This window comes from Chloracidobacterium validum (assembly GCF_018304825.1).
Classification (GTDB): domain Bacteria; phylum Acidobacteriota; class Blastocatellia; order Chloracidobacteriales; family Chloracidobacteriaceae; genus Chloracidobacterium; species Chloracidobacterium validum.
The window spans coordinates 1,919,228-1,933,446 of record NZ_CP072648.1; the positions used below are offsets into that span (position 1 = coordinate 1,919,228).

Here is a 14,219-nt window from a genome sequence, read left to right on the forward strand (position 1 = left end):
GAGTGCGCCCGGAGAGACTCGAACTCCCAACCCTCAGATCCGAAGTCTGATGCTCTATCCGATTGAGCTACGGGCGCAACGGTCAGCAAGTCGGATATAACCCGCCACGTTCGGCTTTTCAAGCTGGCGCGGTTCGAGCCAGCGGCGCAACCCCTTCCAGAGCGCGCAACGAGCGCCGCAATCCCAGCACGAGCACCAAGTTGGCGACGGTCATCGTGCCTTCAGCCACGCCATGGAGCCAGTCCACATGGGTCAGCGACGGCGCGCGATAAACCTGTCGCGCCACCACGCTCAACGCAATCGTGACCACGACGAACAGAATCAGCAGACCGTACCCGACGATGGTTTGCCGATTGAAGGCTTCCCGGTCCCACCGGTGGTTGAGCGCCAGAAAGACGACGAACAACCCATAGGCCACCCCGGCCGATTGAATCATCGCGCCGCGTGTGCCGCCATAGGGCAGCCAGGCCCGCGCCAGGAGGAAGCCCCCGACCGTAAGCGTTGCCACCGTCGTCGCGGCCAAGACGAACCGCGGGTAGCGGCGCGTCCATTCGCGCAGATGTAGCGCCGCAACCGCCAGCCCGACGCTCCCCATGAGGGTCAACAACTCATGCGTCCGCGGAATCCACATCAGCGTCGTGGCATCATCCGTGGCGTGCCAGGCCAGTACGCACAGCCCGGCAACCCAGTGCGGCAGCATGGCCACGGCCAGCCGTTGGATGTCAGCCCGTCCCAACGTCGCGCCCAGTCGCCACACCAGGCCAATGGCCAGCGTCCATTCGGTGACGCTGGCGATGTGAATCATCCAAACCGGGGGTGATAGTAAGCTCATGCCGACCTGCTCGCTTGACGAAGCATCAGTTGAATCAACTGTTTACTTTCACCATACTGTGTCGGCCGAACGAAAAAACTGGAAATCTTTGGTAGGACAAGCGGCTATGCCCCCGGTGGTTGAGATCGAGCACCTCTCGATGGAATACGTCACTGGCTTTTGGCGCAATAAACGCGCCAAGTCACTCGTGGATGTGAGTCTTGAAGTTTACGAAGGCGAAGTGTTCGGGTTTCTTGGCCACAACGGCGCGGGAAAAACCACGACGCTCAAAATTCTTATGCGGATTGTCTATCCAACCGGCGGGACGGCGCGCATCTTGGGCCGCCCGTTGGACGACCTGACGATGCGGCGGCGCATCGGCTACCTACCGGAAACGCCTTACTTTTACGACTACCTGACCGGGCGTGAACTGCTCGACTACTTTGGCCGCCTCTGCGGGTTGGACGCTGACCAGCGCGCTCAACGGATTCGGGACATGCTGGCACTGGTGAGCCTCCAGCATGCGGCCGACCGCCCGTTGCGGAAGTACTCCAAGGGGATGCTCCAGCGGATCGGCATTGCCCAGGCCCTACTGCACGACCCGGACGTGGTCTTTTTGGACGAACCCATGACCGGGCTTGACCCCATCGGACGCCGTGAGGTCCGCGACATCATCGCCGGACTGCGCGACCGTGGTAAAACGGTCTTTTTCTCAACCCACATCCTATCGGATGTCGAAGCCCTGTGCGACCGGATCGCCATTCTCAAGCAGGGACGACGGGTAGCCTATGGGACGCTGGCGGAGATTCAGGCCGGGCGTTCGGTAACACTCGAAATCGTTGCCACCGAAACGACACCGGAAACTGTTCAGGCCCTGGAACCATACGCCGCCCGTCTGCGCCAAACGGCCGCCGGGCTACACTGTGAATTGAAGTCAGCCAGCCAAGTAAGCGATGCGGTCGCGGCGCTGCACCACCACGGCGGACGACTGGTTTCCATCACGCCAATCAAGTCGGCGCTGGAAGAGTTTTTCATCCGGGATGAGGCAGTCAACGAGGTCGCCTGACCGGCCAGCCCCCTTGCCAAGCGACTGTCAAGACTTCTTGCGGGGAAAGGTCTGGGGGTTACCACCGGCGTCAAAACCGTTGCCGGCCGAGCAGCGCCGAGGGCCTGTAGCAAAGGGGAGCGCACCCAGCAAGGAAAATCACCTCACCGGCTAAACGTTGTTGAGCAGATTGAGCATATATGTTGATGTATCTTCGTTGTCACTCCAGCGCGAACAGGCGCTTGATTTGCGCCAGTAACTGGGACGACTTCTCATTCAGGTGGAGCGCTGGGATTGCAGCGATGCGCGCCGCTTCCAACCCTGCACGCCGGGCTTCCAGGCGTTCGGCGAGGACTTGACTGAAGGCTTCGGCAAGGCGCGGGTTGGTTCGCAGCAGATGGCAAAAAATATCCCGGTGGATGGTTTGCACGGTCACTTCCCCCACGGCGCGAATCGTCGCCGAGCGTGGCTCACCGGTCATCAGCGCCATTTCCCCAAAGCAATCCGGCGCGTTCATCTGCCCGACCTGGAGTCCATCAACCTCGATGCGTACGACGCCGGCCTCCAGAATAAACAGGGCATCGCCTGGCTCTCCCTGACGCACAATGGACTCCCCAGGCGCATAGCGTTGCCGGTGCATGCTCCGGGCCACCAGCAGGCGCTCCGTTGGCGACAGGCACGCCAGCAACGGCACCGTGCTCAGCAGTGCCTCACCTGCCACAGCCGCCTGGTGCGCCCGCGCTTCCACCGATACCGGACGGCGTAACTCAATACCCGACAGTGGCAGCGGTATATCCACCGCCGCCCGATCCAGGGCATACCACACCCGATCGCGCACCAGACTGGCGATGGCCTCGCGCCGTCCAAAGTTCGTGATGAAATAGCGAATGGCGTAGCGGATGGTTGCATTTTCCAAAAACGCAACCGTCGCCACCACCGGCGCTGGGTCGGCACAAATTTCGGGAATGTCGTGCAGTGCGGTCAGAACCGCAGCCCGTACCCGTTCCGGTGGGATGTGATATGACGACTGCACAAAGACCGTCTGGCGTGCCAGTGCCGATGGTTTCGTGTAGGTCACAATCTGGCTCTTGGCAAGCAACCCGTTGGGGATGGTGACCTGTTCCTGGTCAAGCGTGAAAATTTTGACTGCCCGCCAGTTGATTTCGATGACTTCGCCGGCGCGCTGCCCGTCGTCGAGTTGAATCCAGTCGCCGACTTCAAACGGCTGCTGCACCTGTAGCGTCAGCCCGGCCACGATGTTGCCCAGTGTGTCTTGCAGCGCCAAACCGATGATGGCAGTAAAGAGCGCCGACGTAACCAGCAGTGAAGTAATCTGTACGCCGGCCCAACTCAGGGCCAGGAACACCACGGCTGCATAGACGATGCCCTGGATGATGTCGCGGAAAATGCGTTCCGCGGCAAGTCCTAACCAGTTCGCAATACCGGCATCAAAAAAAGCCAGCACTGACAATCGCCCCAGGGCCAGTGCCAAACTCACTGCCGACGCATGGCGAAAGAAAGCTGGTGGGGCATAGTCAGCCGCGACGTAATCGGCCAGGGCCGTGACGACGGTGACAACCAGACACCACAGGGGAAAGCGGAGCGCCTCCCTGACCGCAGCCGCGACACTTGACTTCTTGATGAAGAAGATGGCCAGACCAGAAGTCAGTATGCCGACCACAATCCACCAGTAGTATGTAAAGTCCGTAGGATTCATCGTTATGCTGACCCGGAGAAGACTTACCGGGTTGGGTTGTAAACGCCCCGCATCCGAGCTTCAAGTGTTTGTTGACGCTTTTCATGTGCCTGTCAGGTGGACTGCGCCGCCCGAACCGGATACCGCGCGGCGGTCACGAAGGTTTTGACGTGCCTGCCGATGACGACCATCATAGCGGGCGACCACGTACGCGCTTTACCTAAACGTATGCCTCAACCAACTTCAGTGCTCGTGATTGGATGTGGGATTTCAGGTCTGGCCAGCGCCCTACGACTGCAAGCAGCCGGTTATCACGTCACGATTTACACCCGCGAGCCTCCATCGCAAACCACCTCGAACGTCGCGGCGGCGCTTTGGTATCCCTACCGCTGCGCGCCCCAGGAAAAGGTCCTGGCCTGGTCGAAAGTGACGTTTGATGAACTGATGCGGCAGCATGCCGCCGGCGTGCCGGGCGTCACGCCAACAACGTTTATTGAACTCTTTGACACCGACGCCCCAGACCCGTGGTGGGCGGCCGCCGTTGGGGGTGTCACCCGCCAGGACAGAGAAGCGTTGCCGCCGGGGTATGTCGTCGGCTTTTCGGCGACGGTTCCGGTTGTTGAGACGCCACGCTACCTCCCCTATCTCGTGCAGCGGTTTGAAACCGGCGGCGGCGTCATTGTTGAGCGTCAGGTTTCCAGTCTGGACGAGGTTGGCGCAGACTACCCACTGATCATCAACTGTACCGGTCTGGGCGCGCGCCAGTTGGTGAACGACCCAGAAGTTTTTCCCATTCGCGGGCAAGTTGTGCGTGTTTCCAATCCGGGCATCCGGCGCGCGTTGACCGATGATGAAGGTCCACGTCGCATCAGCTACACCATCCCGCGCCAAACGGATGTCATCCTTGGTGGGACGGCGCTGCCCAACGTCTGGGACACGACGCCCGAAACAGCCACAACGGAGCGGGTTCTGCGGAACTGCCGTGAGTTGGAGCCGGCACTGGCGGCGGCCCAAGTACTCGAAACGCGCGTGGGATTGCGGCCCGGACGCTCCGCAGTACGACTGGAGGTAGAGCGCATGAGGACGGCGGTTGTCATCCACAACTACGGGCATGGTGGGGCCGGATTTACCCTCGCCTGGGGCTGCGCCGACGAAGTCTGCCGCCTGGCGCATCTGGTGTTGGGTCAGTGGGCCTGACCCGCACATCCGGCAGCGCCAAAAAACCAAAAAAGAAAAACCAAAAAAGAAGGGCGGAAAGCTATCTTCCGCCCTTCACCACGAGCCAATCACACGACGCTAACGCCGCGTGTGACCACGTTGCCGCTCACCGGCGTTCGGCTGACCAGGCTGCCGGTTGGCAACTGTCTTTTGTGGCGGCAGCACACCATCCACATTGACTTCTATCGGCAGCGCGTTGGCCATCAGCCTCGACTTGCCACCGAGACTGTCACTCCCGCCACTGGCGCAGCCCAGCACGTTGACAAAGAACCGGAAGCGCCGGATGGAAGGCATTGCAATCCGAAATGTCGCTGTCGCGCTCTGCCCGGGCCCAAGCGTGACACTGGTGAGTGCTTGCGTCGCTCCAGCCACCCCGCCACTGGAACACGTTGCCCCATCGGCTGAAGTCAACCGGAACACCGGGGATGGCGCCGGCCCACCGGCGTGCTGTAGCTCAACCACTTGGTACGACAGATCAGTGAGCGTCGCGCTCGACAGATTGGTGAGCGTCGCTTGAATCAGAAAGTCATTTGAGTAGCCATCGGCAGCACAGGTTGACGTCCCCTGTACCCCAAACGGCGCGCCGGTATTGGTTGTCACGCTGACTAACGAGTTGATCACACTTGGTGTACAGGCGACGCTACACGAGCTGCAGGATGGCGTTTGTGTCTGAATGGTCAGTGACCACCCACCGGCAAAGTTACCCACATCACCACCAAGATCATCCACAACATAGAGATTCCAGACACCGTTCGGGTCAACGCCATTGAAGACAGAGAGTGCCGGCGTCGCCTGAGTTACCGAACCAGGCCCGGGCGCGGGGAAATTGTCTGTGGCACCATAGTTTGTCGGACGGTATGTCCCAGAGGTGATAAGTGTAGCGTCAGGTAGGAGGGATGCCGCCGCATCATCAAACACAAGATTGACGTTGACCACATCGGCACTGCCCCCGGCATCGGACATCAAAACACACTGTTGCCCGCCAGGACCAACCAGCAGCACATCCACATCATCGGGAAACGTGTGGTTATAGCCATTGATGGAAACCGTGACCTTGCTCACCGTGCCGGAGACTCCAGATACAGTGATGGTGGAGGGATAAGGGGTAGCAGGCCCCGAACTCGGAATGCTGATATTTGCCGGGTTACTGAATGGACCAAAGGTGTTGGTCACGGTAGTTCCGACCTGAAGTGTAAAGGTGACGTCCTGATTGATAATGCTCACCCCGTCGTTGAGCCGCAGTGTAGCCGTAATGGTGCCGCCGCAGGGCAAACTTGAATCTACGGTGAAAGTAAACGGACGAGTCGCGCTGCCACCGCCGGCAGTGAGGACACCATACACTTGGTTCGCACTCGGCGACGTCACACCGCCTGTTGGAAGAAGCTGGGCAACCAGTGTTCCGGTGTTAGCCGTGCCAACATTCTGGAGTCCGAAATTAAAGGTGACAACTTCGCCCGGGTCAGGAGCACTGTTTGGTGGCGTGCAGCTTTCCGCCGTCAGGGTAGCGCCCGTCCCAGAGACCACCGGCAAGGACTCAGGGTTGGCATTGAAAATGACCAGTGCAAAGTGCTGGTTATTGCCCGGCATACCAACAATGCCATTCCCATTGAGTGCTGCCGGCGTCACCTGGACCGACAGCGGTGTGCTTGCCGGAATACCGTTGAGGAAGACATTTTCCAGGTTATTGCGGCGGTCGGCACTTCCACCTGTCACAGATACGCCACCTGAAAACACATTTCCGCGATACGTGTTGCCACCAACGGTGACGGTCAGATCGAGGTCATTGACCAGCGCAGGGTTCGCGCCAATGGCTCCCGGTGCATCCGTCCAGACCAGCGAAATGCGCAGTGGGCGTGTCCCATCAGCAACGCGCCCGGTAAAGGTGTAACTGTCTGAAAGTGAGGTGAAAGGTACGGTCTGGTCAACATATTGCGTCGGAACACCGGTGTTGACAGAGTTTGTGAGATTGACACGTCCCCATCCTTCGGTGTTGTTCGGAATTGGGGTAACCGTGCTGCTCCCCGGCACACCGGGTTGTTCAGCATTCATATCAACTGCACCGTTGACCAGTGCAGCCTTGATCATTGCCGGTGAGGGTATAGCCCCAGCATTCTGTCCGCGCCACCAACCGGTGAAAATAGCAGCCGCACCAGAAAGATGGGGGGCGGCAAAAGACGTACCACTTCCGTAAATGTGTACCCCATCACCGATGGCTGTAAAACCAACTGAATTCGATGTCGTGCGGGGGCCTGTGATCTGCTGGCCGGGCGCAGAAATTTCCGGCTTGATGCGCTGATCCTGCGTCGGCCCGCGACTGGAGTAGTCCGACATGAAGTCAATGTTGGTGTTGGGAACACTTAGAAATGGTGGTAGTTCGGGACGAATTCCCACCGATGAACCGACCGTAATAACATTTTTCGCAGCTTTTGGACGGGTAAGGGTGGAAGCTCCAGGGCCGCTGTTGCCGGCTGAGAAGACGATGCACAGTGGGTCTATACTACTCCCCGTCGAAGCATCACGAACGAAACCATCGTACTGGGCTTCACGAGTCTGGTAGTCCACGCCGGCTCCGGCTCCCCAGCTATTATTGGAAATCGTCGCTCGCTGATTGTTCGGGGGGAGGGTTGTCACGGTGTCATCCACTGCAACCGCGTCGGTCCCGGTATAGCCACTTGTGATCAGGGGGACACTCACAAGGTGCGCACCCGGTGCGACACCCAGCCCGTAGTTGTAGTTGAGTGGATCAAGGAACGTTGGAAAGGGAGCGGCGCCGGCAATGATGGAGGCGCATAAATGTCCGTGCCCGCCCTGAAAAGAAGGCGGGGCAGCCCCACGTGGCGGGGCAGCTACGGCATTGGCAGTCGTAATGTAAAACCCACTTGGACCAGGAATCTGAAAACCGTCATCCACGACACCGACCGTTACGTTACTCCCATTCGTCAAGAACTGGGCAAGTGGGTTATAGCCAGGCGCAGCGAGTCCGCTAATCCCGGTGGCGGTGTAATTGCCAGCCGTGACGTGTGCATTCCGTTCGTCCTCAGGTGTCGGCGCAACGTATGGCTCGACGGCATAAACACCTTCAATGGCAGCGACCGATGGAATGTCCGTCGGCGACAGTTGCACCCGCAACACATCAAACACGTTGCTGTCAGGCATGACTTCCCGGCTGAGAATACGTCCAGAACGCGCAACCAACCGGCTGACCGCATCTGGTTTGTCCTGCTTGAAAACAGCGACTAAATACGTGCCGTCCTTGGCTAGCCCACGGGTTTTAGTTTCCAATCCGAAGGTCCATAACAACTCCGGGCTCACCTTGTGAGCGGCCTCAAAAGCACCCATCCACCTGACACGTGGATGGTCTGCCGCGCGCAAGGCAGTGTCGCCGTCAGCACACACAATGTAGGCATGGTTAGGGACATACTGCACAACTTCGATGCCCATCCCACGTAACTCGGCTAACCACTGTTCACGCACCGGTGCCAGAAATTGCACGAGGAAGTAGCTCCTTCCAGTTTTACTGGCTTTTGGCTGTGAGAGCTTTGCAGTTGGGTGTTCGATGAGTGGATCGTATCGGAAACCGTGTAAACCGATTGAGAAATCAATCGGTTCAATGTCAAAGCTATGTTGAGCCGCCGTTTGCTGAACTTGCTCAACGTTTTTGGTTTCGACAGCGACTACCACGAAGCGTCCATAATCTTCAATCACACGGCCAAGCTGTTCGGCTCTTGCTCGCTCGGTTTGGCTTGTTGTCGCCAGACGGAAGAATTGAACGTTTCCAGACGTCGCAACTGCTTTTGCCCCATCATCACGGGTGCGGATGGTCGGCGCGGTCGGCAGCGCTGGCCGCTCACCGGCCGCCCCGGCTGGGCGGATCAGTCCACTGCCTGATGCCATAAGGAAAAACGCTAGGCAAGTCGCAAAAAGCCGTATGCGCTGCTGCTTGGTCGGACGGCGCACCGACGAACCGGACGATGACGCATTTTGATCACTCGGTATTTTCATAGTGCTCTCCTTATCTAGAGTTCTGAAGCAGTTTTCGATGCGGAGACATCCACGACCAACCTGCAACTAACCTCAAACAAGTCAATGGAGTGCCGGTGAACAAGCTATCGCAGCGCCAGTTGCCAAACTGGCAGGACGATAGTGCAACCAAAGCACTTGCAGAGCGGACTGTGACCTCTTACTAGTTTCAGTGCAAACTAAAGTGTGTGTTAGCTAACTTACTTATCAAAATTATCAAATGTGAGTCTAGTTAAAACTAGACTAAAGCCTCAAAGAAAAAGCGGGTGGTGAGCGTCCTCACCACCCGCCAAGGTTCGGAGAAGCTGAACTAACCGGCTTACCGCCGTCCAGCCGTTGGCTGCTCGCCTTTGGTCAGACGCGACTCCACCGGCTTGACCGTCACGCCGCCCTTGTCGCGTAGCAACTCAAAGCCCAGCGCCGGACCTTCCAGTTGCGTCATCGTTGCCATCACCGGCCCCGTCAACCGCGTCTCATTTGAGGCTACCGGACACGCCGTCCCCCCAACCCCAAACACGTTGACGTAGAACCGCAGCCGCCGTACCTGCGGCAACGCGATGCGGAAGGTGATGGTGCGCGTGTCACCTGGGTTGAGTGTCCCAATCGGTGTATTGCTGCCAATCGGCGCTTGACCGTTGACCGTGGACTGGCTGGCGCCGGCCTGTCCGCCACTGCTACAGGTCGCCCCATCCGCCGTCAACAGGCGGTGCGGCGGCGACGGCACGATCACGCCCGTCGGCGTGCTGTCCGGGTAGCCCAAGCCCGCAACCTGGATGGAAACATCCGAGATCGTCTGCGAGCTGATGTTGGTCAGCACGGCCGTCAGCACCAGGTCGCCGGCATAGTCTGGCAACCCACAGGTGTTGCCCGACAATGACTGCCCGGTGATATTGAGCGACACCCGGCAGTTTTGGAGGACACTCGCTCCACAGGCGCTTGTCGAGCAATCCGGCATCCCCGTCTCGATGGTGATTGACCAGCCACCGTTGATGTTCCCGGCATCACCGCCAACGAAATCCTGTACAAACAGCTCCCACGTCCCGTTGGCGCTCCCGCCGGACAGACCGTTGAAGATGTTCAGGTTGCTGTTGTACGGCGGCGCCGGCAGACTCGTGAAGGCGCGTGTTGCACTGTTGTTGTTCGGACGGTACGTCCCACTCGGCGGGAAGCCGGTCGTTGGCAACGCCGTCGCTGCCGTCTGGTCAAACGTATAGGTGCGATTGGTCACGCCACCCGAACCACCTATCACGTTGTTGAACAACACGCAAATCTGACCGCCCGGCCCACGCAGCAGCACGCCCACATCGGACGGCCATGTGTGGTTGAAGTTGGTGATCGTTGCCGTCACCTTCGTGATCTGACCGGTCAGTCCGCTCACACTGATGGTGGACGGATAAGGCGTTGCCGTACCTGACGCTGGAATCGTGATGGCGCTCGTGTTGGAGAACGTAAACGTGCCACCCGGTGCCAGCGGACAACTCGTCGCCACCGTGTAGCTCGCCGTGCTTGGACTCGGACCACCGGGACCAAACGCCACCGACACGTTGACCGTGACCGTCGTCCCCGGCACGAACGTCGGCTCGAGCTTGAAGGTCACATTCCCGGTTGCCGTACCACCTGGTGTGATCGGACCAAGGTCTGGCGTGCTGCCGCTCACAATCGTCACGCCAGGCGTCGGAGAAGTGATCGTCGCTATCGCCGTCGTGGCCGTCGCACCGCCGGTGTTCGTTACCGTCAACGTCGAGCGCAACGTCTCGCACGGCTCAAAGAACCCATCGCCATCGCTGTTGGAAGCACCCGGTAGCTCTGCCGTCGTCTGACCGGTAAAGACCACATTCGGCGGAGCTCCACAGCAGGTGAAGCCATCCTGCACCACCAGCGTGTCAATCCGCCACCCAGGCGCGGAAATAATCGTGTCACTGCCCATGCGGAAGCGCAGCACCACCGTCCGCGAGCCACTCCCCGGCAGGTTCACCGTCGTCGTGATGTAGCCCCCGGAGTTCCCGGTCCACGCCGGCCGCCCACCAATCGGGTTCGAGCAGCACGTCGAGATGGTCCCATTGTAGCCACCCGTCACAAAGCTACCCCCAGCAGCCACGATGTCCTGGAATGGACCACCGTTGATGCTGATTTCCAGCACTCCACCGTCAAAAGTATTCTCGAGGTTGTAGTTGTTGCGGAACGTTAGTTGCGCCTGGCTCGTCGTCAGACTGATCGGCGGCGTATCCAGCCGCTTGTCGCTGACCACAGCCGGGTCATCCACAAACGCGCAGTTCGGCGCTGTGTCTGGTGTCGTTGCCGACGTCTCCCACAAGGGTGACGGACCCGACGCATTCGTCGCAACCCAGCCCGCCGGTAGCGCTGGCGGCGTTACCGTGTCAAAGTTCTGCGTCAGCACATTGTTCGGCGTTCCAATCTGGCGCGAGAACGTCACCGCCCCCAGACTCCCGCTGCCGTCACTCAGATTCAGCGTCGGCATCAGCATTGTCCCGCACAGTCCGCTCACCGTGAACGTGAACGCCCGCGTCGCGCTCGCTCCAATCCCCAGCGTCCCGTAGTTCTGCGGGTTCGTGCCACCTATCGCGCCCACGCCGCCACCCGGCGTCAGCGTCGCAATCAGGTCTCCGCTAGTCGGTGCCGTCCCGTCGTTGCGCAACGTGACGTTGTACGTCACCGTCTCACCCTCATCCGGCACGCCATTCCCCGGCGCGCAGCTTTCCGCCGTCAGCGTCGCGCTCACCACGCTGATGACCGGTATCGTCGCCGGCTGCCCGTTGTGGACCACCAGCGCAAAATCCTGGTTGTTCCCGGTCACCTCCGGGTCAGCCTGTCCGGCAATGTTCGTCGCCCGCACCCGAATCACGAACGGACCCGTCACCCCGGCCGGCAAAAACACGCTCTCCACGTTGTTCCGAAAATCCGCTGCGCCGCCCGTCACCGAGTTCGCCCCGCTGAACACGTTCCCACGATAGGTGTTCCCACCCACCGTCACCTCTAGGTCGAGGTCGTTGATGTACGCATTCCCCATGGTCGGCCCAGGCGGCTCCGTCCACGCCAGCGTTACCCGAAACGGTTGGCTCGCGCTCACCACCGTCCCCACGAACACCCGCTCCTGTCCCGTCGCCGTGAACCGATCCGCCGGCACCTGGTCGCGGATGATCCGCTGCACCCCGTTGAACGCCGTGCCAAGGTTCATCTCTCCCATCCCCTGGCTGTTTGACCACAGCGTGTCGTTCGCTCCGGTTCCCGTCATGTACCGCGTCGTGTTCATCAGGTACGCCTTCAATGCCGCCGGACTCGGTGGCGCGCTCCCCGCCGGCGTCCGATGCGCCCCTATGTACGCCGGGTTGTTGATGAACTGCTGGTACACCAGCGCCGCGCCACCTGCTACCGCCGGACACGAATGACTCGTCCCAGACGATGTCGTGTACCACCGCTGTCCCGTCGGAAAGTGGTTGTCGGGCGCAGGCAACGCGCATACCCCAGTCGCCCGGAAACCAGGATCGGCCGTCCCAGGATTGTTCGGGGGACTCGTCGGGTCAGAGGTCGCCGTCACATACGCCATCCCCGTCACGTGCGTCCCAGGCGCCACGATGTCCGGCTTCCGCCGCCCGTCACTGCACGGCCCACGGCTCGAAAAACTGATCATATCGTTGGCGCTGTCCGCACCCGTATCCCCAATGTTACACCCATCGTTGCCAGCCGCGTTGTTCCCGCCATTAGCCGACGCATGCGAATGCACATTCTCCGCCGCCCCAACCGTGATGACGTTCTTCGCCGTCCCAGGCGCGCCGACCGTCTGCGCCCCAGGCCCGCTGTTCCCAGCCGCAAACACCATCGCCAACTGCTGATTCCCAGCGTCCAGCGGCCGCGCGTCCCGCGTCCGCGCATCATAGGTCTGCGAGTTGATGTTATACGCCCCGGCTACGGCCGCGCCCCAACTGTTGCTCGTGATCCGCGCCCCATCGGCGTAGTTCGACGCCAGCATGTCGTTGAAGTTCGGGTTGGTGAAGTTCGGGTCGAAAATCACCGAGTTCGCCATCCGCACGAACGGCGCCACCCCAAGCCCGTACCGAAACCCATCCGGATCGCGGTGAATCCGCGTCCCGCCTGCGTCAAACCCATCCGGCACGAACCCGCCCACGATGCTCATGTTGAGCTGACCGTGACCATCGAATCCAAGCCCCTGATCGCTTCCCAGCGTCCCCCACAATCCCTTGTAGATGAACCGCGAGGTCCCTGTGAAGTTCCCACTCTCCCGCAAGCTAAAGTGCCGCGCCGGCACCGGTCCCGCGCTCCCGTTCACCGGCACCGTCCCAGGGTCCGTGCCCGTCGGATTCCGATCCGCTCCGTCATCCGTCACGTCCACGATGAACCCCGAACTGTTGAACTGCGCCTGCGTAAATCCCCAGCTCGACAGCAACGTCAAGTAGTTCCCAGGGTTCGGCACGTTCCCCGTGAGATTCCCGGCCACGATCATGTTCTGCCGCTCGTCCAGCTTCTTCACCGGCACGTTCGGATGAATCGAGACCACATCCGGCCGGTTCGCCACATCCATCAGCGAATCCGGCGACATCCGCACTGTCAGGTTCACGTACCCCCCCCAGGCCTCCGTCTCCCCAATCTGCCGCGCCCCGAGCGACCGCAGCAAATCAAACGTCCCCCGATTCCCCTGCTGGTCGTTGAAAAGCTGAAGCTGGTACTCCCCGCCCGTGTCAATGTACCCCCGACTCCCAGGCCGCGCCGTCGGGTGAATCTTGAACAACCCGTAGTACGGCCCGTCCCACTGCACGGCTTCCGTCCGCTGTGCCAGCGCGCTCAACGCCCCCAGCGTTTTGGCATTCCCGTACACCAAGTAGGCGTTGCTCGGTACGTACGTCACCACCTGCACGCCCGTCGCTTCCAGCATCCGCATCCAACTCGGCTGCACCGGTCCGGCAAACTGCACCAGCCGCATCCCAACCCCTTCCACCAACGCCTGCTCCGACCGCAGCGCCTGCGCCGCCGCCGACGTGGTGTTGATCTCGACCGCGTTCAAATATATCGAGTTGAAATCATTGCGCTGCGTCACTCCAGGCTCATTCGCCAACCGGGCCGCTTCTTGCTCCGATACCTCGAGAACCCGAAAACCCTCGTATTCGCTGATGACTTTGGCACCGCGCAGCGACTCCGTTGCCGGAGCGCCCGCATCCACCATCAGCTTGACCCGATTCCCAGCCACCGAGAGCTGATTCAGGTCATTCACCTTGAGTTTCCCGGCCGTCCACGCCGCCCGTCCGGCGGCGCGCGTCATGGGCGCGCGGAAGGTCAGCGCCACACAGGCCACAAACACCGTTGCCGCTACCGCCAGCGGCAGCAGTCGTCGCCACGTCGAACGTCGCGGTGGACGCTCGACCGGCAATGAAGAAGTACTGTCATTCATTTGGCTT

General features: G+C 60.4%; 6 protein-coding genes and 1 tRNA gene. 2 read left to right on the plus strand and 5 right to left on the minus strand.

Annotated features, from left to right (window positions below; genetic code table 11):
• Positions 1 to 3: 3 nt before the first annotated feature.
• Positions 4 to 77: transfer RNA gene (locus J8C06_RS08025), tRNA-Arg, on the minus strand.
• Positions 78 to 118: 41 nt separating this feature from the next.
• Positions 119 to 832 carry a DUF2499 domain-containing protein gene (locus J8C06_RS08030; RefSeq protein WP_211428195.1) on the minus strand — a complete coding sequence of 238 codons (714 nt, stop codon included), beginning with the start codon at positions 830 to 832 and terminating at the stop codon, positions 119 to 121.
• Between the two features lie 106 nt (positions 833 to 938).
• Between J8C06_RS08030 and J8C06_RS08035 the strand changes: the two genes are divergently transcribed.
• Entirely contained in the window at positions 939 to 1,877 is a 939-nt protein-coding gene (locus J8C06_RS08035) for an ABC transporter ATP-binding protein (protein ID WP_211428196.1), read from the plus strand.
• Between the two features lie 199 nt (positions 1,878 to 2,076).
• Here J8C06_RS08035 and J8C06_RS08040 read toward each other — a convergent pair whose 3' ends face one another.
• Positions 2,077 to 3,573, minus strand: coding sequence for a mechanosensitive ion channel family protein (locus J8C06_RS08040; RefSeq protein ID WP_211428197.1), 1,497 nt, complete (start codon positions 3,571 to 3,573; stop codon positions 2,077 to 2,079).
• 207 nt (positions 3,574 to 3,780) lie between these two features.
• Here J8C06_RS08040 and J8C06_RS08045 point away from each other — a divergent pair, with 207 nt between their 5' ends.
• On the plus strand, positions 3,781 to 4,749 hold the full coding sequence (locus J8C06_RS08045; RefSeq protein WP_211428198.1) for an FAD-dependent oxidoreductase: 969 nt from the start codon (positions 3,781 to 3,783) through the stop codon (positions 4,747 to 4,749).
• A gap of 99 nt (positions 4,750 to 4,848) precedes the next feature.
• On the opposite strand, the gene J8C06_RS08050 is transcribed toward J8C06_RS08045, so the two are convergent.
• Positions 4,849 to 8,772 carry a S8 family serine peptidase gene (locus J8C06_RS08050; protein ID WP_211428199.1) on the minus strand — a complete coding sequence of 1,308 codons (3,924 nt, stop codon included), beginning with the start codon at positions 8,770 to 8,772 and terminating at the stop codon, positions 4,849 to 4,851.
• A 337-nt stretch (positions 8,773 to 9,109) separates the two neighbouring features.
• Positions 9,110 to 14,212 (minus strand): S8 family serine peptidase, encoded by a 5,103-nt coding sequence (locus J8C06_RS08055; protein WP_211428200.1) that lies wholly within the window; start codon positions 14,210 to 14,212, stop codon positions 9,110 to 9,112.
• Between the last annotated feature and the right edge of the window lie 7 nt (positions 14,213 to 14,219).

Excerpts from the sequence above, each read along its gene's own strand:
- J8C06_RS08045 (WP_211428198.1), top strand. The coding sequence starts at position 3,781 with ATGCCTCAACCAACTTCAGTGCTCGTGATTGGATGTGGGATTTCAGGT.
- J8C06_RS08040 (WP_211428197.1), bottom strand. The coding sequence starts at position 3,573 with ATGAATCCTACGGACTTTACATACTACTGGTGGATTGTGGTCGGCATA.
- J8C06_RS08030 (WP_211428195.1), bottom strand. The coding sequence starts at position 832 with ATGAGCTTACTATCACCCCCGGTTTGGATGATTCACATCGCCAGCGTC.
- J8C06_RS08050 (WP_211428199.1), bottom strand. The coding sequence starts at position 8,772 with ATGAAAATACCGAGTGATCAAAATGCGTCATCGTCCGGTTCGTCGGTG.
- J8C06_RS08035 (WP_211428196.1), top strand. The coding sequence starts at position 939 with ATGCCCCCGGTGGTTGAGATCGAGCACCTCTCGATGGAATACGTCACT.
- J8C06_RS08055 (WP_211428200.1), bottom strand. The coding sequence starts at position 14,212 with ATGAATGACAGTACTTCTTCATTGCCGGTCGAGCGTCCACCGCGACGT.